The sequence below is a fragment of the Hamadaea sp. NPDC050747 genome, assembly GCF_040654195.1.
Classification (GTDB): domain Bacteria; phylum Actinomycetota; class Actinomycetes; order Mycobacteriales; family Micromonosporaceae; genus Hamadaea.
In genome coordinates, this window is record NZ_JBFAHM010000018.1 from 100,458 (window position 1) to 125,282 (window position 24,825).

The following is a 24,825-nucleotide window of genomic DNA, read 5'->3' on the forward strand; positions in this document are numbered from 1 at the left end:
TTTATGTCAGCCGACGTCCAGCGCGAGCAGGTCGTCCTCGGTCTCCCGGCGCACGATCACCCGCGACTGCCCGTCCCGGACGGCCACCACCGGCGGTCGCGGCACGTGGTTGTAGTTGCTCGCCATGCTCCGGCAATAGGCGCCGGTGCCCGGCACGGCGAGAAGATCTCCGGGCCGGATGTCAGCGGGCAGGAATTCATCCTTCACTACCACGTCCCCGGACTCACAATGTTTTCCCACCACGCGGGCAAGCATCGGACCGGCGTGTGACGTACGCGACGCCAGGGTCGCCGAGTAGGAGGCGTCGTAGAGGGCGGTCCGGATGTTGTCGCTCATCCCGCCGTCCACGCTGACGTAGGTCCGCAGCCCCTCCATCGGCTTGACCGTGCCCACCTCGTACAGGGTGAAGACGGCCGGCCCGACGATCGCCCGGCCCGGCTCCACGCTCAGGTGCGGCCGGTCCAGGCCGAGGGCGGCGCACTCGTCGTCGACGATCTTGTTCATCCGATCGGCCAGGTCGCCGGCGGGCTGGGGATCGTCCTGACTCGTGTACGCGATGCCGAAGCCGCCGCCGAGGTCGAGTTCGGGCAGGGCGACCCCGAGCTCGTCGAGGATCCGCTTGTGCAGCGAGAGGATGCGCCGCGCGCTGACCTCGAACCCGGACGCGTCGAAGATCTGGGAGCCGATGTGCGAGTGCAGCCCACGCAGCTCCAGTACGCCCTCCCCGAGGATCTTCTCGGAGGCGCGGAACGCCTCACCGCCGGACAGGGAGAAGCCGAACTTCTGGTCCTCGTGCGCGGTGGCGATGAACTCGTGCGTATGCGCCTCGACGCCCACCGTCACGCGGATCATGACCTGCGGACGCACTCCGCGCTCGGCGGCCAGCGCCGAGAGCCGGTCGATCTCGTCGAAGGAGTCGACGATGATCCGGCCGACGCCCGCGTCCAGCGCCCGGCTCAGCTCCCGGACCGACTTGTTGTTGCCGTGGAAGCCGATCTTGGCCGGGTCCATCCCGGCCGCCAGGGCGGTGGCCAGCTCGCCGCCGGAGCAGACGTCGAGGTGCAGTCCCTCCTCGTGGACCATCCGCACGATCGCCTTGGAGAGGAACGCCTTGCCGGCGTAATAGACGTCAGCCCCGGCGAACGCGGTGCGGAAGTTCCGGCACCGGGCCCGGAAGTCCTCCTCGTCCAGCAGGTACGCCGGAGTGCCGTGCTCGGCGGCCAGCTCGGTCACCGGCTTGCCGCCGATGTGCAGTACGCCGCCGTCGTCCTTGGTGGCCGTCTCGGGCCACAGCTCGGTCATGAGCGTGTTGACGTCGGCCGGGGGCCGCAGCCACGTGGGGTGGTGGCCGAAGTCCCCGTGCAGGGCTCCGGCTTCGTGTGCGCGCATTCCTCTTACATCCGTTCCGGGGCGGAGACGCCGAGCAGGGTCAGACCGTTGACGATGACCTGCCGCGTCGCGTCGTTCAGCCACAGCCGCGCGACGTGCAGGGAGTTGATCGGCTCGTCGGCCTGAGGCAGCACTCGGCAGTTGTCGTAGAAGCGGTGGTACGCCCCGGCGAGCTCCTCGAGGTAACGGGCCACTCGGTGGGGTTCGCGCAGTTCGGCGGCGGACTGCACGACGGCCGGGAAGTCGCCGAGCGTCTTGAGCAGCTCCAGCTCCTTCTCGTGGGTCAGCAGCGCCGGGTCGAACGGCGCGGTGTCCCGGGTCAGGCCGAGGTCGGCCGCGTTCCGGCCCACGCTCGCGGTCCGGGCGGCGACGTACTGGACGTAGTACACGGGGTTGTCCCGCGTCGCCCGGGTCCAGAGTTCGATGTCGATGTCGATCGGCGAGTCCGACGAGTAACGGGCCAGGGCGTACCGGCTCGCGTCGATGCCGATGGCGTCGACGAGGTCCTCCAGCGTCACCACCGTGCCGGCCCGCTTGCTCATCCGGACCGGCTGCCCGTCGCGTACCAAATTGACCATCTGGCCGATCAAGATCTCTAGATTGCGGTCGGGGTCGTCGCCGAAGCACGCGGACATGGCCCGCATCCGCCCGATGTAGCCGTGGTGGTCGGCGCCGAGCATGATCACCACGCGCTCCGCGCCGCGCTCACGCTTGTCCAGGTAGTACGCGCAGTCGGCGGCGAAGTAGGTCCACTCGCCGTTGGACTTGCGCAGGACGCGGTCCTTGTCGTCGCCGAAGTCGGTCGTCCGCAGCCAGACGGCGCCGTCGGCCTCGAACGTGTGGCCCTGCGCCCGCAGCCGCTCCAGCGCGTGGTCGAGCTCGCCGCGGTCGTGCAGGTCCTTCTCGTTGAAGTAGACGTCGAAGTGCGTGCCGAACTGCGCGAGCGACTCCTTGATCTGCTCGAACATCAGCTGTACGCCCTCGACCCGGAAGATCTCCTGCGGGTCCTCGGCCTCCAGCACGTCGGGCCGCTTGGCGACGACGGTCTGCGCGATCTCGGTGATGTACGCCCCGACGTAGCCGTCCTCGGGCACCTCTTCGCCCTTCGCGCTGGCCAGCAGCGACTTGGCGAACCGGTCGATCTGCGAGCCGGCGTCGTTGAAGTAGTACTCCGTGGCGACCCGCGCCCCCGCCGCCTTCAGCATCCGGGCCAGCGCGTCGCCGACCGCCGCCCAGCGGACCGCGCCGAGGTGGATCGGGCCGGTCGGGTTGGCCGAGACGAACTCGAGGTTCAGCGCCTCGCCGCCCAGGGCAGCGCTTTCGCCGTACGCCGCACCCGCCTCCACGACCGTCCGCGCGAGCGCGCCGGCCGCGGCGGCGTCGAGCTTGATGTTGAGAAAGCCGGGCCCGGCGATCTCGACGGTCTTGATGCCGTTCGTCTTCGCCAGCTCGGCGGCGATGCCTCCAGCGAGATCACGTGGATTCGCCCCGGCGCGCTTGGCGACCTGCATCGCCAGGTTCGACGCGTAGTCTCCGTGCTCCGGATTCCGCGGACGCTCGACGGCGGTCGTGCTCGGCAGCACCGAGTGATCCAGGCCACGCTCGGTGAAGACGGCGTGGGCGGCGGTCAAGACTGCGTCGGCGAGCTTCTCAGGAGTCACTGATCCATGGTATCCGCGCTAGACTCTGGGCCTTGACGGGCGGTCACACCCCGTCAGCTTGTTGTGATCCGATCCTGGCCAGCCCCGATCCCACCCCTTAGAGGCATGTGATGAGCGTCAGCACCCCCGGTGAGAACCGGCAAGTGAACGTCGTCAAGAGCGGCAAATCGACCGCGACCGGCGGCAAGCCGCCGGCGGACGAATCGAAGACGACGTCCGGATCGAAGTCGACGGCTTCTTCGAAGTCTGCGGCCGGATCGAAGTCCACGGCCGGCTCCAAGAGCACCGGTTCCAAGACCACGACCAGCTCGAAGCCGGCCGCCGAGGCGAAGACGGCGGCCGACGCGAAGAGCACGACCACCACCGCGACCAAGCCCGCCGGCTCCACCAAGCCGGGCGGCGCGGCGAAGCCGGGACAGCGGCCGGCGGGCGCCGGCGGCAAGGGCCGCCGCCCGGTCACCCCGGTCAAGGTCACGCAGCAGCGCTCGTGGGGGCCGATCGGGCTGCTCACCGCGGTGATCATGGTGGCCGTCGCGATCGTCGGCTTCGGGGCGTACTTCATCATCAAGGACATGCGGGCCACCTCCGCCGCCGAGGCCAAGCAGAAGGCCGAGGCCGAGCTGGAGAAGAAGGAGGCCTCGACGCCGTGGACGCAGCGGGCCGCCGCGATCCAGGGCATCGTGAACTACCGCGATCAGAAGCCGGCATGGCTCACGAACAACCACAAGCAGGGCAAGCTGACCTACGCCGTCACCCCGTCGGTCGGCGGCGACCACAACCCGGTCTGGCAGAACTGCATGGGTGACGTCTACAAGGCCCCGATCGCGACCGAGCACGCGACGCACAGCCTCGAGCACGGCGCCATCTGGATCACCTACGACAGCAAGCTCGACGCCGCGCAGGTCGCGAAGCTCGCCGAGCGGGTGACCGGCAAGGAGTACATGCTCATGAGCCCGGTCGACAACCTCGGCTGGCCGATCTCGCTGCAGGCCTGGGGCTACCAGCTGAAGGTCGACAACGCCGACGACTCGCGGATCGACGCCTTCGTCCGGGCGCTGCGCAAGAACGCCTCCATGGAGTCGGGCGCGTCCTGCTCCGGTGGCGTCACCCGGACCGGCACGACCCCCTACGACCTGGGTTCCTGATGCCGGCTCGCAGGTGGTTGATCGCCGGGGGCATCGCCTTCGTCATCGTCGTCGCACTCATGGGCGGGTACGCCGTGGGCCGCGTCGTCACGCCGACGACCCCGTCGGCGACCGCGGCGACGAAGCAGACCCCGGCGGACGACTCACCGGAGGCGGGTTTCGCCCGGGACATGTCCACGCACCACGCCCAGGCGGTCGAGATGAGCATGATCGCGGCCGCCCGGGCGACCGATCCCGAGGTACGCCAGCTCGGCTATGACATCGCGCTGACCCAGGAGAACCAGATCGGCCAGATGCAGACCTGGCTCACCTTCTGGGGGCTCAACCCGACCTCGGACCAGCCCGCGATGGCCTGGATGCCGGACGGGCAGGCGTCGGTGAAGAACGGCCTGATGCCGGGGATGGCGTCGCAGGACGAGATCCAGCAGCTCCGGGACGCCCAGGGCAAGCAGGTCGACGTGCTGTTCCTCAAGCTGATCCTGACCCACCACCTGGGCGGCATCCACATGGTCGACGGCCTCCTGGCCGCGTCCAAGAACCCTGAGGTCGTCTCGCTCGCCGAGAACATGAAGGCGGGTCAGCAGAACGAGCTGACGGTCATCCAGAACCTGCAGAAGAAGATCGGTTCCTGATCGGTTCACACAACGAGAAGAGGGGTGTCCATCCGGACACCCCTCTTTCGTTTCTCTGGACCAGCTTCTGTTTCTCTGGACCAGCTTCTCTGGACCAGCGGATCGCCTCCGGCGTCAGCTGGTCGCGTCCTCCGTCAGCTCACGGCGACGACGTACGGCCACGAGCGCGATGCCGGCCGCGATCAGGCCGACGGCCGTCAGCACGGTCGCACCCCACGCGACGCCGGTCACCGGCAGGCCGCCGGCCGGCGAGGTCGACGGCGACGGGGTCTCACCCGGCTGAGTCGACTCCGAAGTGCCCGGGCTCGGCGTCTCCGAGGTGCCCGGCGTCGGGGTCGCAGAGTCGGACGGGCGCGGCGACGGGCTCTCGCCGATACCGGCGCAGGTGTGGCTCAGGTTGAACTTCGCCTTCTCCGCCGGCGTACCGGAGACCACGGCGGAACCGTCGACCAGCGTCCAGCCCGGCTCGGTGAGCAGGTAGGCGTGCTTGTTGCTCTTGCCGCCCGCCTCGCCGAGGACGCCGAACCAGAACGGGTCGGCGTTGAAGCCCTCGATCTTCGCGGTGACATCGCCATCGGGAGTGCTGAACTTCAGCTCCAGTGACACGAACTCGTCGCCCGAGTTGTCCGGCAGAATGAAGTGCCAGCCGTCGAGCGTCTCGTCTTCGTCCGCCTTAGCCTTGAGGGCCGGCTCCTCCTTGAACACGTTCTCGAAGAAGTCGAAGACGTCCTGGCAATCCTGCTGGAACTCGGCAGCCGTCGTCGGGACGTTTCCGTCGTTGATCGGAATCGTCGCCGTGGCGGCCTGCGCCGGCGAGGCGAACGCCAGACCGGCGAGAGCGGCCGCCGCCGCCGCGAGAGCGACCCGCGCAAGGCGCTGGCGCATGAGATCCTCCGAAAGGGAAAGAGGGCATAGTGAACGCCACATAGTCGCCGCTCAGCAGGTGCTCAGGGATCAGGCGAAAGGTCCCGAGGTCGATCCGCCACCGCGACACGGCTGGTCCGTTCGACTGACGCCGGTCCCGATTTCGGGCACGCCGGGGACGCCTGGTACTCTTTGTCGGTCACTGAGCCCCCGTAGCTCAGGGGATAGAGCACCGCCCTCCGGAGGCGGGGGCGCAGGTTCGAATCCTGCCGGGGGCACTTTTTCACTTTCGAGCGACTGCCTGCGATGCGGTCGGCGGGCGTACCCGAATCAGGACCTGCTTCTCGTCAGGCCCGTCACCAGGGCACCGGTCCGTCGTCGTCGAAGAATCCGCCGGTCGGTCCGTCGTCGGGCAGGGTCGCGAGGCGAATGGCGATGGCCGCACCCTGCTGCGGCGTACGGACGCCACGAAAGCCGTTGAGGTCGGTGGCGGTGTAGCCGGGGCAGCCGGAGTTGATCAGGATGTGCGTGTCGCCCAGTTCCTTGACGTATTGGATGGTGAGGGCGTTGAGGAAGGTCTTCGAGGCCAGGTAGGCGGCGGGAACCTGGCCCATGTCGACGCCGGGTGTGGTTTGCAGGGCTAGCGAGCCGACGCTGCTGGACATGTTGACGATCCGGGGCGAGGCCGAGGCGCGCAACATGGGCAGCATCGCGTTGGTGACCCGGATGACCCCGATCACGTTGGTTTCGACGACGGCTCGCACGGTCGCGGGATCGACCGTGGTCGGTGTCTGTGGCATGCCTCCGGTGATCGCGGCGTTGTTGACCAGGACATCGAGCCCGCCGGCGTGGCCGGCGATCACTTCGGCCGCCGCGGCCACACTTGCGTCGTCGGTCACGTCGAGCGGTACGCCGAACGCGTCGATCCCGGCCGCGCGCAGCTTCTCCACCGCGGTGTCGCGGCGCTGCCGATCGCGCGCGCCTACCCCGATACTCCAGCCGAGTGCGCCGAGGCCGGCGGCGATCTCGTAGCCGATGCCCTTGTTCGCGCCGGTCACCAGCGCGGTCATCTGTTCACTCACATCGCCGATCCTGCGGTGGGTCCGAGTGCGGTGTCCAAGACTGATCGGGTGGGCGGCGATACCGCACGGGTATTGGTCGTGGTCACGGCCCGATAGCATGATCCGGTGGAGACGCGGGAGCTGCGATACTTCGTCGCCGTCGCCGAGGAGTTGCACTTCGGGCGGGCGGCTCGACGGCTCGCGATCGCGCAACCACCGTTGTCGCGAGCCATCCAGCAGCTCGAACGGCGGCTCGGGGTCGTCCTGCTGCACCGCACCGCTCGCGCCATCGCCTTGACCGAGGCTGGGGCGGTGCTGCTGCGGGAGGCCCGGACGGCGCTCGACGCGGTCGAAGCCGCCGAGCGGCGAACCCGCCGTGCCGCGGCCGACCAGCCGCGGGTGGTGCTGGCCACCAAGGCCGGCGCGTCCAGCGAACTGCTGGCGAAGCTGCTGCACGCGTACGCCGCCGAACCGGGCGCCGTGGCAGTCGAGGTGATGCTGTGCGCGCCGGGCCAGCCGGAGAGTCTGCTGCGTGACGGGCGTGCCGACGTTGCTCTGCTTCACCGGCCTTACGACACGACAGCCGGATTCGACACCGAGGATCTGCTTACTGAACAGCAGGTCGTGGTCCTGCCCGCGGGTCATCCCCTCGCCAATCGGGCGTCTGTGCCGTTGGCCGAGGTCAGCACCCTGGCGGACCTGCCCCTGCCGCGCTGGCCCGGACGGGATGGCAGCTATCAGGACGGCCCCGGCCCGCAGGTGCGCGACCACACCCAGCTATTCCAGCTGATCTCGCTGGGACTGGCCTGTGCGCTCGTGCCCGAGTCGCTGCGAACCCAGCTACGCGACCATCATGCCGTCGTGCCCGTGCCCGACGCGCCGGCCGTCACGACCGTCATCGCTTGGCCGCCGCACAGCAGATCCAAAGCCGTCGCCGACCTCGTCTACACCGCGACGCGTCTCTGACCGAGCCCTCTGTTCGCCGACCGTATCGGTGTTTGTCCGTCCGCCGAGTACGCTGCCGGCCACCGATGCCGGCACGCCCTATGGCCTGCGACATCACTTGAACACCTGTCATGCGCAGAGGGGCTGGACATGGACTACGGCACTCGCGACGAGATGCTCGGCCACCTGGCGCAGGCGGTCGGATCCGTCGACGTCGCACATCCGACGCGGGTCGCCGTCGACGGACCACCCGCCGCCGGCAAGACGACGCTGGCCGACGAGCTGGCCGTCCTCTTGCGCAGCCGGGGCCATCGCGTCATCCGTGCGACGATCGACGATTTCGTCTTCCCCCGGGCACAGCGTTATCCGCGCGCCGAGTTTTCAGCCGAAAGCTGCTACTTCGATGCCCACGACTATGACGCACTGAAACGGGTTCTCCTCGATCCACTCGGCCCGGGGGGAGATCGTCGCTTCCAACCCGCGATCTACGACCGCACCACGGACACGGCCCTTTCCGCGCCGGTCGCGACCGCTTCAGCCGACGCCGTGCTGGTCTTCGACGGCGTGTTCCTTCTGCGCCCCGACCTGATTGATCGGTGGGACGTACGCGTCTTCGTGTCCACCTCGCCCGAGAAGACCGTGGATCGGGCCGTGATCCGGGAGCGCTCGGTGTCCTCGCGGGCCGAGGTCGAACGGCGCTGGCGCGAGCGGTACCTTCCCGCCCAGCAGCTCTACTTCGCCACGGCCCGGCCGACCGAGTACGCCGACATCGTCGTGCACAACGACGAGCCCGAGCGGCCGGCCTGGGCGATCCGACCGCGCTGACCCGCGCTCACCAGCTGAGCAGCAGTTGAACACGGTGCCGTCCTTGATCCACTTTGCTAGCGTGCGGGGCGGCGAGGGGGTTCCCGACCCTCGTCGGCATATGTTTCTCGATCCGAGGAGACTCATGTCTTCAACGCACCCCCTCCGCCGTCTGCTTCGCCGGGCTGGCGCCCCTGCCCTGGGCGCGGCGCTGGCCCTCGGCGTGACCCTCACCATGGCCACTCCGGCCGCGGCGAACGGTTCCTACAGCGGCCGGGCGTACGTCTACGGCGCCGGCGTGGTGAGCGACGACTTCAACGATGAAGGCGTCGTCAACGTCGCGACGAACCGGCTGACCAACGCCACCTGCCTGTGGCAGACGATTCTGTGGGCGAGCGGCTATCTGCCGTCGTCCGGCATCGACGGCGCGTTCGGCGACCAGACGGATGCCGCGACCCGCAACTTCCAGCGCGACCGCGGCCTGGTGGTGGACGGCTCCGCCGGGAAGGCCAGCTGGGCCAAGGCCGGCGACCGGATCTCGCAGCGGGACAACCAGAGCGGGTGGCTGTACATCGTGTTCGACGGCACGGCCGGCGCTCGCAGCGCGTACAGCTCGCACGACTTCGTCCTGCAGCGCTCGCCGGACGGCAACTACCGGTTCTACCCGCCGAGCGGCGGTCCTTACTGGGCGGGCTACAACTCCCGTACCTGCTCCTGAGCGAACGGCCCCCGGCGGCGTACTCCCGCCGGGGGCCTTCCCGGGCGATATTCGGCAAACGGCCTGACGCGCGCCCGCCCGGAGCTACCGTGAAGCTGACCTGCCCGGCGAGGACGGTAGGTAGGCAGCATGCTTGATCTCGATCCGCCGTTCCGCGGGCTGGTCCAGCCCGACGGCTATCCACGGCTGGAAGACCTCGGCCTGATCGGCGACGGCGCGACTGCGGCACTGGTCGGGCTGGACGGCACCGTGCACTGGTTGTGCGTTCCTGAGTTCGATTCGCCGCCCGTGTTCGGGTCGCTGCTCGATCGGGAGCGCGGCGGATCGTTCGGCCTGACCGCGCGGGAGTTGGTGGACGCGCGCCAGCGCTACGAGACCGACACCGGCGTGCTGATCACCGAACTGCGTACGCGGAGCGGCCTGCTGCGGATCAGTGACGCGCTGGTGTTGCGGGCCGGCGCCGACTTGAGCGACGACGTGCCCGGCGGCCGGTCCGAATTGGTCCGGTCGGCCGTGGTGGTCGACGGCAGCGTAGCGGTGGACCTCGAACTGCGTCCCCGGGGCGACGCGGAGGTGCGTCCCGCCCTGGACGGGGTCGAGGTGCTGATCGCCGACCGGCCGGATCTGCGGCTGCATCTGCGGGCCGACCGGCCGCTGACCGGACTGCGCAGCCACTTCGACCTTCAGCAGGGCGAGCATCTCGATGTCGTGCTGAGCTGGGGCCGCTTTCGACGGCACCACCGCTTCGACGCCGCCGAGATGCTGCGCGCCACCAGCCAGTCGTGGCGGCAGTGGATGGGCCGCTTCCAGTACGCCGGTCCGCAGGAGCAGCTGGTCCGGCGATCGGCGATCACGTTGAAGATGTGCGACCACTGGACGAGTGGGTCGCTCGTCGCCGCGCCGACGTCGTCGTTGCCCGCCCCGATCGGGGGGCCGCGGAACTGGGACTACCGCTACGTCTGGATCCGGGACGCCGCTTTCAGCGTCTTCGCCTTGCGGCGTATCGGCTTCGACAGCGAGGCGGACGCGTTCCTTGGCTGGGTGCTGGACGCGTTCGAGCGCAGCCGCCATCCACGCATCATGTACACGATCGACGGCGGGCTGGTGCCCGACGAGGTGGAGGACGCCGAGCTCGAAGGCTATCGGCGGTCGGCTCCGGTGCGGTGGGGCAACGGCGCGGCCGATCAACGCCAGCACGACGTGTACGGCGAAGTGCTCGATTGTGCGTACCAGTGGGTCAGAGGCGGCGGGCGCATCGAGCCGGCGCTGTGGTCGAGCCTGGCCGGTCTCGCGGACGCCGCGGAGACCGCGTGGCGGCAGCCGGACCAGGGCATCTGGGAGGTCCGCAGCGAGGGCCGGGTGTTCACCTATTCGACCGCGTTGTGTCAGGTGGCGCTGGACCGGGCGGCGGTGCTCGCCGACCGGTACGCCTTGCCGGGGCCGGTCGCACGCTGGCGAGCGGCGGCGGACCGGCTGCGGGACATGATCCTCGACCGGGCCTGGAACGAGGAGGCCAAGACCCTGAGCGAGCACCTCGACGGCGGCGACAGCCTGGACGCGAGTCTGCTGGCTCTGCCGTTGCGGCGGGTCGTGCCGGTGGACCATCCGAAGATGGTCGCCACGACCGAGGCGGTGGCTCAGCGGTTGTCCGCCGGGAACGGCCTGCTCTACCGGTACCTGCACGAGCAGTCCCCCGACGGCATCGCGGGCGACGAGGGAGCCTTCCTGCTGTGCAGCTTCTGGCTGGTGGACAACCTGGCCGGGCAGGGGCGGCTCGACGAAGCCGAGGAGCTGTACGCGTCGCTGTGCGACCGGGCCAGCCCGCTGGGCCTGCTGCCCGAGCAGATCGATCCGACGACGAACGGCTTCATCGGCAACTTCCCGCAGGCGTTCAGCCACATCGGGGTGATCGCCGGGGCGGTGACCCTCGCCCGCGCCCGCGCGACCCGGCGCGCTTGACGGACCCGCCGAGCGCTGGATCACGGTTCTCGGTCGAATCATGCTCCAAGATTCGACCGAGAACCCTGATCCAGCGCCCAAAGAGGCGCAGCCGCCTGATCCAGCGCCCAAAGAGGCGCAGCCGCCTGATCCAGCGCCCAAAGTGGCGCAGCCGCCAGATCCAGCGCCCAAAGGCGCCCAAAAAGCTAACGGCCGTGTCGCCGGACCATGCCCGCCGCGAGCGGCGCACCGTCCAGGTCTCCGGCGGCGATCCGCTCACGGATCGTCTTGCGCACCATGGCCGCCGCCACCGCCGGGAAGTGCCGGGCCACTGCCATCTCGAAGCGTCCGCGCCGGGTCGTGGCGACGTCGCGTAGCGGCTTCGCCGAGGTGGCGCTGCGGACGATCGCATCGATCACGCCCGACGCCGGCTCGTAGCGGGAGACGCCGTCGAGCGACAGACCGGCTTGGGCCGACGCGTCGTGGATCGGCGACGCGACCATGCTCGGATAGACCACCGTCACGCCGATGTGCGTACCGACCTCGAGGCGGAGCGCGTCGGCGTAGGCGGCGAGGGCGCGCTTGCTGACCCCGTAGGCGGCTGCCAGCGGCAACGGGAGCACCGCCATCCGGCTCGACACGAAGATCACCCGCCCCCGGGCCGCCTCCAGCGCCGGGATCGCCGCGGCCGTGGTGTTCCAGGACGCGATCAGGTTCACCTCGAGCTGCTGCCGCGCCGCCGCGCTGGGGGCGTACTCGGCCGGGGCCGGGCCGCCGACGCCCGCGTTGTTGATCAGAAGGTCCAGACCGCCGAGGTCCGCGACGCCCCGGTCCACTGCCGCCGCTGCGGCATCGTGATCGGTCAGGTCACACCCATGAATTTGTACGCCGCCGGCCGTGCCCGAGTGCAGATCGAGGCCGACGACCCGAGCACCATCCGCGGTGAACCTCGCACAGAGCAGTCGGCCGAACGTGCCGGCCGCGCCGGTGACGATCACGCGGCGTCCGGAGAGCGTGGTCATTCGGATTCCTTCCAGGAGACACCGCGTCCGGCGGCGGCGCGGCGGGTGCCCTCGGCCAGTTCCTTCGCCGCGAGGGCGAGGTACGCGTCGAAGTCGATGCGCATGGCCGGACGCCGTTCACCCCAGCGATCCCGGGCGGCGGCGAGCTGGGCCGCGCAATCGGCGCGCTGCTCGGCTGCGGTCGGCAGGGCGTACCGGCCGGCGAGGTGGGCGGCGACCAACCGGGCCTGCGCCTCCACGACGGGCAGCGCCGCTCCGGTCGACTGCATCAGGCCGACGAACATCAGGCCCGGCGCGTCGAGGTGGAACACGCGGCGGTAGAGCGGCAGCCGGTCGGCTCCGTCGCCGAGCAGCGCCTGGTCGAGGAAGGGCAGGTCGACGTGGTATCCGGTGCACCAGACGATCAGGTCGACGTCGTCGGTCCGCCCGTCGGCGAACGACACCGTCGAGCCGTCGACGCGCTCGATCCCAGGGCGTACGCCGATCTCCCCGTGGCTGATCCGGGACAACAGCCCGTCGGACAACGTCGGGTGGTCCTGAAGGAAGCCGTGAACCGGATCGGGCAGCCCGTACTTGCTCGGCTTGCCGACGGTCAGCTTCAGCATCGTCTCGCTGATCCGTTGCCGCGTACGCCACGGCAGCCGCTTGGCGAGCGCGCCGTTGAGGGTGTCGGACGGGCGGCCGAGGAGGTGCTTGGGCACGATCCAGACGCCCCGCCGCAGGGACAGCAGGGTCGACGCGGCGACGTGCGAGGAGTCGACCGCGATGTCCATCGCCGAGTTCCCGCCGCCGACGACCAGCACTCGCTTTCCGGCCACCTGCGCGGGGTCGCGATAGTCGTGGCTGTGCAGCTGCTCGACCGTCGGCTCGCCGGGATAGCCGGGCACGTTGGGCGTGCTGTTGTGGCCGTTGGCGACGACCACGGCGGCGTACCGCTGGGTTGTCGTGCCGAGTGGCCCGCGGACCGTGACGTCCCAGCCGTCGCCCGCGCGGACCACGCGCTCGACCGTGTGGCGCAGGCTGACGCGGTCCAGGAGCCCGAAGGTCTCCGCGTAGTCGTGGAGGTAGCCCGCGATCCGGGTGTGGTCGGGGTAGTCCGGCCACTCGGCGGGCATGGGGTGGTCGGCGAACTCCGTCCGAGTTCGGCTGGTGTTGAGATGCAGCGTCCGGTACGCCGACGAGTGCGGCCCGCCGAGCACCCAGAGGCCGCCGACCCGGTCACCGGGGTCGAAACACCGCGACGGTACGCCGTGATCGGTGAGCGCCTTGAGGGTGGCCAACCCGGACGGGCCGGCGCCGATCACCGCGACCTGCATGGCCGACCTCCTTTATCCAACGTCGGTTGGATAATGCCCGGTCGACGGCCGACCGTCAACCCGCCCGGTACATCCGGTCCAGCCAGCGATGCACGAACGCCCGGAACTCGATGCGCTCGTCGCCGCGGCCGGCCGGGCTCACCACGTGGGCGTGCACCGACCAGACGAGGCTGCGGACGGCGATGCGCGGCGACGGCTCGGCGAGCAGGCCGAGGTCGGTGGCCGCGATCAGCACCTCCTCGACCGCCCGATATAGCGGCAGCGAGTACGCGTCGTCCAGCTCGGCGTGCAGCTCCGGTTCCGACCAGCGGCGCAGCCAGAGGGCGGTCGTCTCGGGCACTCGCTCCAGGAAGTCCACGAACACGTCGAGCAGCGCGTGGAGCCGGGCGAACGCCTCCTCGGGGCCGGACCGAAGGCCTTCGTGCGCGGCGGCCACCGCACTGGACAGCGCCTCGGTCTCGGCGGTGAAGACGCTCTCGAAACAGGCCCGGTAGAGATCCGCCTTCGTCCCGGCGTGGTGGTGCACGGTCGCCACGTCGACGCCGGCCGCCGCCGCGACCTCCCGCAGGCTCACCGAGTCGTACGCACGCCGGGCGAACAGGCCCGTCGCGGCGGTCAGGATCGCCGCGTGGGTGTCCCGCTGCTCGGCCCGTCGCGGCCGGCCGGGTCCGCGTCTGCGCTCCATGGTCATGCCCGCCATTGTGCCCTACAATCCGTCAATCGTTGGATTACAGGAGTGCGCATGAGCCAGCTGCCTCGCCCGAGCCTCGTCGGCTTCGCCACCGGCTCCCTCGGCATGGGCGTCTGGGTCACCGTGCCCGGCCTGCTCCTGCTGTTCTTCCTGACCGACGTGCTGGCGGTCAGCCCGACGGTGGCCGGCCTCGCGCTCCTGCTGCCGAAGATCCTCGACGTGCTCCTGCACCCCTGGGTCGGCCGCCTGTCCGACGCCGATCGGCACCGGCACGGCCACCGCCGCCGGCTCATGGTCTACGGCTGCGCGCTGCCCGTGGCGTTCGCCCTGCTGTTCGCGGTCCCCGGCGGGCTCACCGGCTGGTCGGCGGCGCTGTGGGTGACGGCGGCGTTCGTGCTCGGCAACTTCGCGTTCGCCCTCTATCAGGTGCCCTACCTGTCGACGCCCGCCGATCTGGCGATCGGCTACGACGAGCGCACCCGGCTGATGGGCTTCCGCATGGTGGTGCTCACCCTCGGCATCCTGCTCAGCGGGGTGCTCGCGCCACTCATCCAGAACACCTTCGGGTACGCCGTCATGGGTGCCACGCTCGGCCTCGGCATGCTGGCGACGATGTTCGTCGGCGTACGCGGAGTGCGGCGGCTCACTGAAGCAGCGCCGTCGCCGGTGACCGCCCCGCAGCACACCGGTGGCCTGCGTGCGCTGCTGGAAGCGTTGCGGGACAAGCAGTACCGCTGGCTCGTCGCGAGCTACCTGATGATGTCCACGACCAGCCACCTCGTCCTGGCCGCCGTCCCCTATTACGCGACCTACGAACTCGGCCGCCCCAAGGTGACCACCGTCCTGGTCGCGGCGTTCGTCGCCCCGGCCCTGATCGCCACGCCGGGCTGGGTCCGCCTCGTACGCCGCATCGGCAAGCAGTCCGGGCTGCTCATCGCGCAGTCGACCTTCGTCGTCGGCTGCGTTGTGCTGGCCTTCGGACGCACTCTGGGCGTCGGCGTGCTGATCGCGGCGGTGGCCGTCCTGGGCGTCGCCTTCGCCGCGATGCAACTGCTGCCGTTCTCGATGGTCCCCGACGTCGTCCGCGCCGGCGACCCGGCCAAGGCCGGCTCCTACCTCGGCGTCTGGACGGCGGCCGAAGCGACCGGCGGCGCACTCGGCCCGTACCTGTACTCGGCCTGCCTCGCGATCGGCGGTTTCGTGGGCTCCACCGTGGACGAGGAGGTCGTGCAGTCCGCGTACGCCCACGACATGATCCGCCTCGGCTTCGGCCTCGTGCCCGCCGTGCTGATGATCGTGAGCATCCTTCTTCAGCGACGCTACGTCCTGGATCGCCAGCTCCGCGCCGCCGCCTAGAGGTTGTGCCGCCGCCTAGAGGTTGTATCGCATGATCGGCGGGTATGGGACCAACCATGACAAGTGGAGCGCTTGACAACAGTTACCAGCTCTCCGACGCCGACGCGGAGGAACTCGTCGCTCGCCGCGCCGCCCGGGAGGAGATGTCCCCTTACGTCGACTTCGACGATCTGCCGCTGACCGCGCGGATGATCCGCTCGGGCGCCGAGGCCAACGGCGCGCCCGACGATGTGCTGCGCCGGCTGGGCGAACTCGACCCCGAACTGGAGATCCTGAACGCGGACGCGCTCTGGGAGGCGCTCGGCTACAACGCCGAACCCTCCGCCTGACGCCCGCCGCCCCACTTCGGGGATCGATCAGGAGAGGGCGGCGGGGAGGTCGGAGCGGCCGCCGACGCCGAGCTTCGGGTACGCCTTGTACAGGTGATAGGCCACCGTCTTCGGGCTCAGGAAGAGCTGGGCCGCGATGTCCTTGTTGGACAGACCCTGCGCCGCCAGCCGGGCGATCTGGAGTTCCTGCGGGGTGAGCGACGCGACCGCCGACTCGGGTGGCGCCGAGGTGGTCAGTCCGGTCGCGGCCAGTTCGGTACGCGTACGGGCGGCCCAGGGGTGTGCGCCGAGGCGGTCGAAGACTTCGAGGGCCCGCTGCAGCACGGTACGCGCCTCGGCTTTGCGGCGGGCCCGGCGCAGCCATTCGCCGTACAGCAGCTCGGTGCGCGCTTGTTCGAACGGGCGGGCCGCCAAGGCCAGCGACCGGGTGAACAACTCCTCGTCGCCGCTGGTCAACGCCTGGCAGCGCAGGAGGAGCGCGGTCGCCCACGGCTGCTGCACCCGGTCGGCGTACGCGGCGAACCGGTCCAGCGACACGGTGGCAGCGCCGGATCGCACCGCGGCTTCCACCAGATCCGGAACGCACCGGTACGCCGCCACATGGTGGGCGTACGGGTTGTCCTGAAGGGCCAGCAGCCGGGGGACGGCTGCCTCAGGCCGCCCCTCGCCGAGGTCGAGGAGGGCCAACGCCCACTGCGCCCAGGCGTACCCGGCGGGTTCGCAGCCCGGCGCGGCGGACGCCAACGCCCCGGCCGCGAGCGCACGGCACTCGTCCGACGACCCGGCGACGGCCGCCAGGACGGCTCGCAGAGCGGAGAGCTGACTGATCCAGAGCGGCTGACCGCCGTCGCGGGCGACGTCGAGACCCTCGGCCGCGCTGACGTCGGCGTCGCGGTGGCGGCCGTGGAAGAACTCGGCTTCGGCCTGGAAGAACAGCAAGGTCGGCAGGAGCCCGACCAGTCCTTCCGCCCGGCAGCGCGCGACGAGCGCGGCGGTCAGCTCGTACGCCTCGGTGTCCTGCCCGGAGACGAAGCCGAGCCCGCAGATCTGCACGAGATCCCGGGGTTCGGCGTTCCCGAAGTCCCGGACGAAGGCCGGCCGGCCTCGAACCGAGGCGACCTGGAACTGCGCCAGCGGATGGTCGAGCTCGGCGAGCCGGTCCAGGCACTCCGAGAGCACGGGCTCGCCCAGGTACCAGGCGGGATGGATCGCCTGCAGGAGGATCGGGCCGGGGTCGTCGGAGAACCCCGCCGCCGCCGTGAGCAGGTCGTACGCCGTCTGATAGTTCCCCTGCCAGAACCAGGCGCGCCCCTCGACCCAGCCCACCTGGGCGAGGAAGGCGGGCTCCTGCACCAGGGCGGCGGCCCGCTCGGCCAGGGTCACCGCGTTCGCCGGGGAGCCCGCCTGCATCCCGTTCTCCGCCGCCAGCAGGAGGCGCCGAGCCTGGGCCGCCGGGGTCTGGCTCAACTGCGCCGCCCGCTCGTACGCAGCCGCCGCGGCCCCGTAGCCGTTGCGGTCCCGCGCCTGCCGCGCGGTGTCTTCGAGCGCCGCCGCGACCTCGTCGTCAGGGCCGGTCGCGGCGGCGGCGAGATGCCAGGCGCGCCGATCGGCTGCGTCCGATGTGGTCAGAACCCGGGCGAGCGCTCGGTGGGCGGCCAGCCGATCGGAGTACGCCGCCCCGTGATACACCGCTGTGCGTACCAGGGGATGTTTGAACCGCAGCCGCGTGCCCACGACCTCGATCAGGCCGGCGGCCTCGGCCGGGCGAAGGTCGTCGGCCGTGCCGTGGCTCGCAGCCAGGACCACCGCGAGATCGCCGGTGTCCTCGGCCGCCGCGACCGCCAGCACCGCGCGGGTGGCCGGGGGCAGCTGCGCGACCTGGCCGGAGAACGCGGCCTGGAGGCGTTCGGGCAGCGGGCGGCCCGCGGCCTGGTCGCCGACCTTGGGCAGCTCCAGCAGCGCCAGCGGATTGCCCTGCGCCTCGGCGAGCACGCGGTAGCGGACGACCGGGTCGAGATCGGCGTCGAGCAGGCGCGCGGCGTCGACCGCGCCCAGCCCTTCGAGGCGCACCTCGGGCAGACCCGGCGCGGCGAAACCACCGTCCCGGGTGGCGAACACCAGGACCACGCCTTCGCCGCTGAGCCGGCGGGCCGCGAAGAGCAAGGCGTCCGCCGAGACGGCATCGAGCCAGTGCGCGTCGTCGATGAGGCACAGGACCGGCCCGTCGTCGGCCGCCTCGGCGAGCAGCGAGAGCACGCCGAACCCGACGAGGAGCCGATCCGCGGTCTCCCCCTGGGCCAGGCCGAACGCGGCGGCCAGCGCCGCACGCTGGGCGCCCGGCAGGCGGTCCAGCCGGTCCAGGACCGGGCGCAGCAACAGGCTCAGACCCGCGAACGGCAGCTCGGCCTCGAACTCCACGCCGCTGCCGCGCAACACCCGCCCGACCGGCAGCTCCGCGGCCCACTCCAGCAGCGCGGTCTTGCCGATGCCCGGCCCGCCCCGCAGCACGAGGGCCCCACCCGCGCCGTCGCGAGCCGCCGCGATCAATCGCTCCACCTGGTCCTGTTCGCGGTTCCGGCCGTGCAACACGGGTTCGAATCTACACACTGGTACGCCCAGCGCCGGATTACCTAAGCGATACCGATTCCGGCGCGACCCGATCTCCGTAGGTTTCTTCTCACCAGCAGATATGCGAAAGGAACCCCGAAAATGGAGATCATCCAGAAGTACCTCGCCGCGTGGAACGCCACCGACGCCGTCGCCCGCAAGGAGCTGATCGCGGAGGTCTTCACCGCCGACGCCCGGTACACCGACCCGCTGGCCGACGTCACCGGCCACGACCAGCTCGACGGGTTGCTGGCGGCGGTGCAGGGCCAGTTCGCCGGGCTGGAGTTCCGGGTCGGCGGCGCGGTCGACGCCCACCACGACATCGCGCGCTTCACCTGGCACCTCGGGCCGGCCGACGGCGAACCGATCGTCATCGGCTTCGACGTGGTCGAACTGGCCGACGGCCGGATCGCGAAGGTCTACGGCTTCCTCGACAAGGTTCCGGGAGGTGCGGCGTGACCGCGACGCTGACGTCGCCGGTCGTCACTTCGCGCGGGGAAACCACCCCGCGCGGGGTGATGCCCGTGCTCCTGACCGCGACCTTCATGACGGCGTTGGACTTCTTCATCGTCAACGTCGCCCTACCCGCCGTACAACTCGACCTCCGGGCCGGACCGGCCGCGCTGCAGTGGGTCGTCGCCGGGTACGGGCTGGCCCTGGCGGCCGGCCTGATCACCGGCGGCCGGCTCGGCGACCTCTACGGCCGCCGCCGGATCTTCGGCCTCGGGCTCGTCCTGTTCACCGTGGCCTCGGTGCTGTGCGGCGTCGCCCCGACGGCCGAGGTGCTCATCGGATCCCGGGTGCTGCAGGGCCTGGGTGCCGCCCTGCTGATGCCGCAGACGCTGGCCATTCTGCGTACGGCGGTGCCGCTGTGGGCGCAGCCGAAGGCGTTCGCCCGCTACGGCCTCACCCTCGGGCTCGGCGCGGTGTTCGGTCAGGTGATCGGCGGACTGCTCATCAAGGCCGACCTCTTCGGGCTGGACTGGCGGCTGTGCTTCCTGATCAACCTGCCGATCGGCGTCGCCGCCCTGGTCAAGCTGCGTACGCTGCCCGAGTCGCGGGCCGTCGGCGGGCGGCTCGACCTCGTCGGCGTCGGTCTCGTCACGGCTGCGCTGGTGGCTCTGGTCCTGCCCCTGATCCAGGGGCCCGAGCAGGATTGGCCACTGTGGACGTGGCTGAGCCTGGCCGGTTCGATCGTTCTGTTCGCCGTGTTCGGCGTACACCAGAGCCGCCAGAGCCACCCGCTGGTCAACCTGCGACTGTTCCGGCAACCGGCGTTCGGCAAGGGCCTGCTCGCCGTGCAGCTGTTCTGGATGGGTCAGGCCTCGTTCTTCCTCATCCTGGCGCTCTACCTGCAGTTCGGCCGCGGACTGTCGGCTTTGGAGTCCGGCACGGTGTTCATGGCGATCGGGGCGGGCTACCTGCTCACCTCGACCAACGCCCATCGCATCGCCGCTCGGCTGGGCCGCCACGTGCTCACCGCCGGTGCGCTGATCATGGTGGTCGGGTTGGCCTCCATGGCGGTCGCCGCCGGGCACGGCATCGGCTGGCTCCTGCCGGGGCTCGCCATCGACGGCATCGGCATGGGCATGGCCTTGGCCCCGCTGACCACCACGGTGCTGTCGAAGGTCGAGCCCGAGCACACCGGTGCGGCGTCGGGCGTCCTGTCCACCGTCAACCAGACGGGCAACGCGGTCGGCGTGGCGCTCATCGGCATCGTGTTCTACCAGGCGGCCGACTACACGGGCGGCTTCCAGGCCGGGCTGATCGTGCTGTGCGTCCTGGAGGTCGGGCTGGCTGCCCTGATCCAACTACTCCCCCGCCGCTGACCCCGTCTCTCCTGCCTTTGGCGCTGGATCAGGGTTCTCGGTCGAATCTTGCCCCAAGATTCGACCTGGAACCCTGATCCAGCGCCGCACGCTACGGTGGGTGGGTGATCGTCGAGTTCGACGCCGAGCTGTGGCTGTGGGACGCCCGCAAGCTGGACAGCTGGACGTTCGTGAGCCTGCCCGCCGACGTCTCGCAGGAGATCCGGGAACTGACCGACGGTCCGCGCCGCGGCTTCGGGGCGGTACGCGTACAGGTGACCATCGGGCTGAGCACCTGGGCGACGTCGATCTTCCCCGACAGTAAGAGCGGCTGTTACGTGCTACCGGTCAAGAAGGCGGTACGCCGGGCCGAGGAGCTGCATCCCGGCGAGGTCGCGCACGTTTCCGTGGAAGTGCGGTAAGAACCGCAGCCCCCGTGTCATTGCTGGTCGACGGCTACCCTTCCCCAAGGAGTTCAGGCCAGTGACACATCCCTCGGTGCGGGACCAGTTCGCCGCGCTCTTCCATCGGCACCATCGGCAGGTCTACGCGTACGCCGTGAGCCGGGCCGGACGTGGCGTCGCCGACGACATCGTCAACGACACCTTCCTCGTGGCCTGGCGGCGGTGGGACGCCGTGCCTGCCGATCCCCTGCCGTGGCTGCTCGGCGTGGCCCGGAACGTGATGCACGAACGGCATCGGGACCAGGTACGCCAGCTGAGCCTGGTGTCGCAGGCGAAGGCGGCGACCGAGGGGGACGTCGCCGACCTGGTCGCCGAACGTTCGGCGACGTTGGGGGCGCTCGACGCCCTCACCGCCGCCGATCGGGAACTGCTCACCCTGGTGGCCTGGCACGGCCTGGCCTCCCGGGACGCCGCCAAGGTGCTGGGGGTCAGCACAGCCACCTTCTTCGTCCGGCTGCACCGGGCCCGCAGACGGTTCGAGAAGGCGCTCGCCGAACAGTCCGCCGTCGAATCCGCTCATCCCGTTCTCGCAGAGGAGATCCGCAGATGAATCGCCACCGTCGCGCGTTGCAGCAGATCGCTGAGGCGCGCCCCGCGGTGCTCGACGGCGCACCCGACCGCCCGGCTCCGCACTTCCCCGACGTACCTCTGCGGCGTGCGCCGCGACCCCGGCACCGGCTGGCGCTCGCCGGGCTCGTTCCGACGGTCGCCGCCGCCGCGATCGGCATCGCCGTCGTTCTATCCACTTCGGACCCCGGTACGGACCTGCGGCCGCCGCAGACGCAGGCGGAGTCCCCGACCGCCCGGAGCGTCCTGCTCGCGGCGGCGGCGCAGACCGCCACCGGTACGCAGCCGGCCGGGGCGTACTGGGTCACCAAGACCGAGCAGCAGGTCCGATACGACGTCGGCGGCTACACCGTCCTCGCCCGGATCGAGAACGAGACCTGGCACGCCTTGAACCCCGGGGTCGACGACGTCTCCGCGATCACCTGGCTCGGCGCGGCCCCGGCGACGGCGGCCGACGAGGCGGCCTGGAAGCAGGCGGGCTCCCCGACGTCCTGGGAGTCGGTCACGCCGGACGGACGGCCCGGTCGCCAGATCGCCGCCGCCCCCGGGGATCGGAAGGTCGAGGAGGTCCCGCCGTTCGGGTTCGCGCTGCTCAACCGGGACCTCACGTACGCCGACGTGCAGGCGCTGCCGACCGATCCGGGACTGCTCAAGGCGTACCTGTCGGGGTTGGACCCCCAGGGCGTCGATGACGAGCTGCTGTTCTCGCTCGGCGCGCAGATCCTGACGCAGCTGCCGGTCTCGCCGCAGGTACGCGCCGCGGTCTACCGGATGCTGGCCGAGGTGCCCGGTCTGACGATCACGCCGTCCGAGCAGGACGCGAAGGGCCGGACGGGTGTGGGCGTAATGCACGGCTTCCGCAATTCGGACGGCAGCACGTACGAGGTGAAGCTGATCATCGACCCGCAGTCGGGCGACCTGCTCGCCATGGCCGACCGCCAGGGCAGCACGCTCCGGCTCGGCGACCGGTTCAGCGACGAGGCGCCACCGAAGTCCTGACCTGCGCAAAGCATCGGCCGCCTCCGGATTCGGAGGCGGCCGATGTGGTGTCTCGCCGGCTCAGAGAACCGAGTCGCGCTCGAGATCGGTGATGTCGATCTCGTTCTCCTCGAACAGCGTCTCCAGGGCTTCCGCCCCGTTCTCCAGCGCGTATTCCGCCTCGGCCTCGCTCACCGGGATGGCGAGCAGCCAGGCGACGGTCTTCTCGCCGATGACCCGGGAGGCGAACTCCTGGTCCCAATAGACCGAGGGGTCGGCGAAGTAGATGTGCGGCAGCTCGGTGTCGGGGATCTGCATCCGGACGATGTCACGGAAGCAGGCCCCGGGCTCGGGCTCCCATCCGTCGTTCAGCACGAAGAACGCGGCGGTGGAGATGATCTCGGCGAACGGGTAGTCGGACTCGGCGACCCCGAGGAACTCCACGCCGAGCGGCGGATCGAGGTCGCGGTCGAGCGACATGTCGGACAGCCCGATCGTCGCGTATGCCGTCAGGCCCTTCTCCGGGCGGTCCGCCGAGTGCAGGACGCCGATGCGGCTGGTCTCGTCGGCGTTGAGGTATTCGATGACCCGGGGGCTGCCACCGAAGATCCCCGCCGTCGTCTTGGCGATCGCCTTGTTGTCCGCGCTCACTGCCATGTCACGGCCCCAAATAGTCGTCGGTGTGATCTTCGCCGGCGTGGCTCTGGTTGGACGAGGGGAGCTCCGGCCGGTAGTGGGACGGGTCGTTGTGCTCGTCCAGGAACTTCTTCCGCGTGATTTTACGCTGCCGGGCGCTGTCCCGGTGCTTGCGGAACTCGTATCCCGGCTTGTGGCCCATGTCCCACGGCTTCTTCTTGTCCATGACCTTACCCGTGAGCGGGTCGCGGACCTTGCCGTCGGGCCCCTTGGCGGCGTTCCAGGCCTTGTCCCGGACGCCCTTGCGGAAGCCCTTCGGCCGCCGATAGACGTCCTTGCTCTTCTTCGCCGCCTTCTTGGCCGCCTTGGTGACGCCTGGCAGGACGTCGCCCTTCTTCACCACCTTGGCCAGGGGCTTCATCAGGCCCTCGGCCGCCTCGCCGGCCAGCTTGCCGACGGCGCGCTTGCCGGCCCTAGCCACCGAGCACCTTCCCCACCGCCTGATCCAGCAGCCAGTTGAGCAGACGCTTGAGCGCCTCGCGCAGCAAGGCGATGACGGCGGTCGACGCACCGAAGGTCACGAAGGCCGCCGCGATAGCCGAGGCGATCGCGATCAGGGTCAGCGTCGCCTGGACGATGACGTTGATCTTCAACGCCAGGACGATGCCGGCGCAGACCATCATGCCGACGCCGACGATGTCGGCACCGGTGCCGCCTTGGTTGAGCCGCTGCACGGGGCTGCCGTCGCCGGTCCACCGAGCCTGGAAGGCGCTGATCATCTCACCCTTGTTGGCGTTCCAGACCTGCGTCGCCGTGTTCTGCGCGTTGTTGACGTGACCGTCCAGCAGACCGGACAGCTCCGACCACGACTGGCCGAGGTCCAGCAGCTTCGTCTCGTCGCCCTTCGGCCAGGTGAACCCGATGATCGAGAGGATGGTCTGCACTTCGCCGGGAACCGTCATACCCATTACAGACCTCCTACAGGGACAGCGTCGGGCCGCTGGACGCCAGCTTGTTCATCCGCTCCATCGCGGACATGTCGGCGTCGTCGTAGTTGTCGGCGGCGACGCCGAGCCGCTCGGCATAGTCGTCCAGCGTGTCGAGATTGGACGTGATCGCGTTGATGACCAGCGCCAGAGCCGCCTTGTAGATGGCGCCCATCGCGCTGCCCAGGTCGTCGTCGCCCCAGCACTCGCCGAGCGACTCGATCTGGCCGATGAACTGCTGGATCATCTGGTCGGCCTGCTCGGTGACGTCGTTGAGCTGCGACGAGGCCAGCCGGAGACCGGTGGAGACGACTTCGATCGGAACGCTCATGACAGCCGCCGATCGATCTTCGCCATCTGGTCGGCGAGCGTGTCGGTGATCCTGGTCATCGTGCGCACGCCCTCCTCCCGGATCTGCTTCATCGTCTCGGCCAGCGCGGCGGGGTCGACCGCGGCCGCGGCGGCGGCCGCGGGATCGGACGACCGGGACGCGGCCCAGGCCTGGTTGAAGGCGGACATGATCTCGACGGCGAGCTCGCGTGGCGTCAGTGCCATGACGTGGTCGTCGAGGAAGAGCTCGCTCATCCGGCCGTCGGCGGCGAGCTTGAGGCTCACCTTTCCGTCGAGGGCACTCCCCGACGCTTCGAGGCTGGGGTCACGAGACTGATCGCGGGCCTTCTCGGCCTCGCGTTGGGCCATTTCCATCAGACGGTCGAGGTCACCGACGATGCTCGACAAGTCGGACATGCGTACCTCCCCATGTGCCGGACCACCCCGGAACCGCTGGGCGCCCCGAGGTTCGGTCCCGAAAGTAGTCAGCACATAGGCGGTACGCAATGCGTAATCCGTCGCCTGTGGACAACTTCAGTGACTAAGGATTCGCGCCAATCGCCTGACGTGCAGTGATT

At 70.1% G+C, this 24,825-nt stretch carries 26 protein-coding genes and 1 tRNA gene; 14 read left to right on the forward strand and 13 right to left on the reverse strand.

Annotation, left to right across the window (positions count from 1 at the left end):
• Positions 1-6 precede the first annotated feature (6 nt).
• Together lysA and argS are read right to left on the reverse strand one after the other, a co-directional pair.
• A complete protein-coding gene (gene lysA / locus AB0H43_RS34955; protein ID WP_360006694.1) occupies positions 7-1,389 on the reverse strand; it encodes a diaminopimelate decarboxylase in 1,383 nt (460 codons plus the stop codon).
• 5 nt (positions 1,390-1,394) lie between these two features.
• Complete coding sequence (argS, locus tag AB0H43_RS34960; protein WP_360006697.1) at positions 1,395-3,050, reverse strand: arginine--tRNA ligase; 1,656 nt, start codon at positions 3,048-3,050, stop codon at positions 1,395-1,397.
• A gap of 110 nt (positions 3,051-3,160) precedes the next feature.
• Here argS and AB0H43_RS34965 point away from each other — a divergent pair, with 110 nt between their 5' ends.
• Both AB0H43_RS34965 and AB0H43_RS34970 read left to right on the forward strand, forming a co-directional pair.
• On the forward strand, positions 3,161-4,195 hold the full coding sequence (locus tag AB0H43_RS34965) for a DUF3105 domain-containing protein (protein ID WP_360006699.1): 1,035 nt from the start codon (positions 3,161-3,163) through the stop codon (positions 4,193-4,195).
• A complete protein-coding gene (locus AB0H43_RS34970) occupies positions 4,195-4,827 on the forward strand; it encodes a DUF305 domain-containing protein (protein WP_360006702.1) in 633 nt (210 codons plus the stop codon). The genes AB0H43_RS34965 and AB0H43_RS34970 overlap by 1 nt, the downstream gene beginning before the upstream one ends.
• A 114-nt stretch (positions 4,828-4,941) precedes the next feature.
• Here the strand turns inward: AB0H43_RS34970 and AB0H43_RS34975 are convergent, their stop codons facing one another.
• Positions 4,942-5,712: a hypothetical protein gene (locus AB0H43_RS34975; protein WP_360006704.1), complete on the reverse strand. Its 771-nt coding sequence runs from the start codon at positions 5,710-5,712 to the stop codon at positions 4,942-4,944.
• 185 nt (positions 5,713-5,897) lie between these two features.
• Between AB0H43_RS34975 and AB0H43_RS34980 the strand changes: the two genes are divergently transcribed.
• Positions 5,898-5,969, forward strand: a tRNA-Arg gene (locus AB0H43_RS34980).
• Positions 5,970-6,047: 78 nt separating this feature from the next.
• On the opposite strand, the gene AB0H43_RS34985 is transcribed toward AB0H43_RS34980, so the two are convergent.
• Entirely contained in the window at positions 6,048-6,773 is a 726-nt protein-coding gene (locus AB0H43_RS34985) for an SDR family oxidoreductase (RefSeq protein WP_360006707.1), read from the reverse strand.
• A 105-nt stretch (positions 6,774-6,878) separates the two neighbouring features.
• Between AB0H43_RS34985 and AB0H43_RS34990 the strand changes: the two genes are divergently transcribed.
• The 4 genes from AB0H43_RS34990 to AB0H43_RS35005 all read left to right on the forward strand — a co-directional run bounded on the left by AB0H43_RS34990 (position 6,879) and on the right by AB0H43_RS35005 (position 11,178).
• On the forward strand, positions 6,879-7,718 hold the full coding sequence (locus tag AB0H43_RS34990; protein ID WP_360006709.1) for a LysR family transcriptional regulator: 840 nt from the start codon (positions 6,879-6,881) through the stop codon (positions 7,716-7,718).
• A gap of 129 nt (positions 7,719-7,847) precedes the next feature.
• Entirely contained in the window at positions 7,848-8,522 is a 675-nt protein-coding gene (locus AB0H43_RS34995) for a uridylate kinase (RefSeq protein WP_360006712.1), read from the forward strand.
• Between the two features lie 124 nt (positions 8,523-8,646).
• The gene (locus AB0H43_RS35000) at positions 8,647-9,219 is read left to right on the forward strand and encodes a peptidoglycan-binding domain-containing protein (RefSeq protein WP_360006715.1); all 573 of its coding nucleotides are present in this window, start codon (positions 8,647-8,649) and stop codon (positions 9,217-9,219) included.
• 129 nt (positions 9,220-9,348) lie between these two features.
• Positions 9,349-11,178 (forward strand): glycoside hydrolase family 15 protein, encoded by a 1,830-nt coding sequence (locus tag AB0H43_RS35005; RefSeq protein ID WP_360006718.1) that lies wholly within the window; start codon positions 9,349-9,351, stop codon positions 11,176-11,178.
• Between the two features lie 185 nt (positions 11,179-11,363).
• On the opposite strand, the gene AB0H43_RS35010 is transcribed toward AB0H43_RS35005, so the two are convergent.
• From AB0H43_RS35010 to AB0H43_RS35020, 3 genes are read right to left on the reverse strand one after another with little or no spacing between them, the layout of a single operon-like run.
• Positions 11,364-12,179, reverse strand: coding sequence for an SDR family oxidoreductase (locus tag AB0H43_RS35010; RefSeq protein WP_360006720.1), 816 nt, complete (start codon positions 12,177-12,179; stop codon positions 11,364-11,366).
• A complete protein-coding gene (locus AB0H43_RS35015; protein ID WP_360006723.1) occupies positions 12,176-13,495 on the reverse strand; it encodes an NAD(P)-binding domain-containing protein in 1,320 nt (439 codons plus the stop codon). Before AB0H43_RS35015 ends, AB0H43_RS35010 begins: the two co-directional genes overlap by 4 nt.
• Positions 13,496-13,550: 55 nt before the next feature.
• A complete protein-coding gene (locus AB0H43_RS35020; protein WP_360006726.1) occupies positions 13,551-14,186 on the reverse strand; it encodes a TetR family transcriptional regulator in 636 nt (211 codons plus the stop codon).
• Between the two features lie 51 nt (positions 14,187-14,237).
• On the opposite strand from AB0H43_RS35020, the gene AB0H43_RS35025 reads away from it, so the two are divergent.
• Together AB0H43_RS35025 and AB0H43_RS35030 are read left to right on the forward strand one after the other, a co-directional pair.
• A complete protein-coding gene (locus tag AB0H43_RS35025; protein WP_360006728.1) occupies positions 14,238-15,542 on the forward strand; it encodes an MFS transporter in 1,305 nt (434 codons plus the stop codon).
• Positions 15,543-15,598: 56 nt separating this feature from the next.
• Positions 15,599-15,871 carry a hypothetical protein gene (locus AB0H43_RS35030; protein WP_360006731.1) on the forward strand — a complete coding sequence of 91 codons (273 nt, stop codon included), beginning with the start codon at positions 15,599-15,601 and terminating at the stop codon, positions 15,869-15,871.
• Positions 15,872-15,898: 27 nt separating this feature from the next.
• On the opposite strand, the gene AB0H43_RS35035 is transcribed toward AB0H43_RS35030, so the two are convergent.
• Positions 15,899-18,460, reverse strand: coding sequence for a LuxR C-terminal-related transcriptional regulator (locus tag AB0H43_RS35035; RefSeq protein WP_360006734.1), 2,562 nt, complete (start codon positions 18,458-18,460; stop codon positions 15,899-15,901).
• Between the two features lie 120 nt (positions 18,461-18,580).
• On the opposite strand from AB0H43_RS35035, the gene AB0H43_RS35040 reads away from it, so the two are divergent.
• The 5 genes from AB0H43_RS35040 to AB0H43_RS35060 all read left to right on the forward strand — a co-directional run bounded on the left by AB0H43_RS35040 (position 18,581) and on the right by AB0H43_RS35060 (position 22,316).
• Positions 18,581-18,937, forward strand: a complete 357-nt coding sequence (locus AB0H43_RS35040) for a nuclear transport factor 2 family protein (RefSeq protein WP_360006737.1) — start codon at positions 18,581-18,583, stop codon at positions 18,935-18,937.
• The gene (locus AB0H43_RS35045; RefSeq protein WP_360006740.1) at positions 18,934-20,307 is read left to right on the forward strand and encodes an MFS transporter; all 1,374 of its coding nucleotides are present in this window, start codon (positions 18,934-18,936) and stop codon (positions 20,305-20,307) included. Before AB0H43_RS35040 ends, AB0H43_RS35045 begins: the two co-directional genes overlap by 4 nt.
• Before the next feature lie 104 nt (positions 20,308-20,411).
• Positions 20,412-20,708, forward strand: coding sequence for a DUF1905 domain-containing protein (locus tag AB0H43_RS35050; RefSeq protein WP_360006742.1), 297 nt, complete (start codon positions 20,412-20,414; stop codon positions 20,706-20,708).
• 61 nt (positions 20,709-20,769) lie between these two features.
• Positions 20,770-21,300: an RNA polymerase sigma factor gene (locus AB0H43_RS35055; RefSeq protein ID WP_360006744.1), complete on the forward strand. Its 531-nt coding sequence runs from the start codon at positions 20,770-20,772 to the stop codon at positions 21,298-21,300.
• A complete protein-coding gene (locus tag AB0H43_RS35060) occupies positions 21,297-22,316 on the forward strand; it encodes a CU044_5270 family protein (protein ID WP_360006747.1) in 1,020 nt (339 codons plus the stop codon). Before AB0H43_RS35055 ends, AB0H43_RS35060 begins: the two co-directional genes overlap by 4 nt.
• 60 nt (positions 22,317-22,376) lie before the next feature.
• Here the strand turns inward: AB0H43_RS35060 and AB0H43_RS35065 are convergent, their stop codons facing one another.
• Genes AB0H43_RS35065 through AB0H43_RS35085 form a run of 5 tightly spaced genes read right to left on the reverse strand, consistent with a single transcriptional unit; the run spans position 22,377 to position 24,664 of the window.
• The gene (locus tag AB0H43_RS35065; RefSeq protein WP_360006750.1) at positions 22,377-22,952 is read right to left on the reverse strand and encodes a suppressor of fused domain protein; all 576 of its coding nucleotides are present in this window, start codon (positions 22,950-22,952) and stop codon (positions 22,377-22,379) included.
• A gap of 1 nt (position 22,953) precedes the next feature.
• Complete coding sequence (locus tag AB0H43_RS35070; RefSeq protein WP_360006753.1) at positions 22,954-23,412, reverse strand: HNH/ENDO VII family nuclease; 459 nt, start codon at positions 23,410-23,412, stop codon at positions 22,954-22,956.
• Positions 23,405-23,899: a hypothetical protein gene (locus AB0H43_RS35075; RefSeq protein ID WP_360006756.1), complete on the reverse strand. Its 495-nt coding sequence runs from the start codon at positions 23,897-23,899 to the stop codon at positions 23,405-23,407. Before AB0H43_RS35075 ends, AB0H43_RS35070 begins: the two co-directional genes overlap by 8 nt.
• A gap of 10 nt (positions 23,900-23,909) precedes the next feature.
• On the reverse strand, positions 23,910-24,248 hold the full coding sequence (locus tag AB0H43_RS35080) for a type VII secretion target (RefSeq protein ID WP_360006759.1): 339 nt from the start codon (positions 24,246-24,248) through the stop codon (positions 23,910-23,912).
• Positions 24,245-24,664 carry a YbaB/EbfC family nucleoid-associated protein gene (locus tag AB0H43_RS35085; protein WP_360006762.1) on the reverse strand — a complete coding sequence of 140 codons (420 nt, stop codon included), beginning with the start codon at positions 24,662-24,664 and terminating at the stop codon, positions 24,245-24,247. Before AB0H43_RS35085 ends, AB0H43_RS35080 begins: the two co-directional genes overlap by 4 nt.
• Positions 24,665-24,825: the final 161 nt, after the last annotated feature.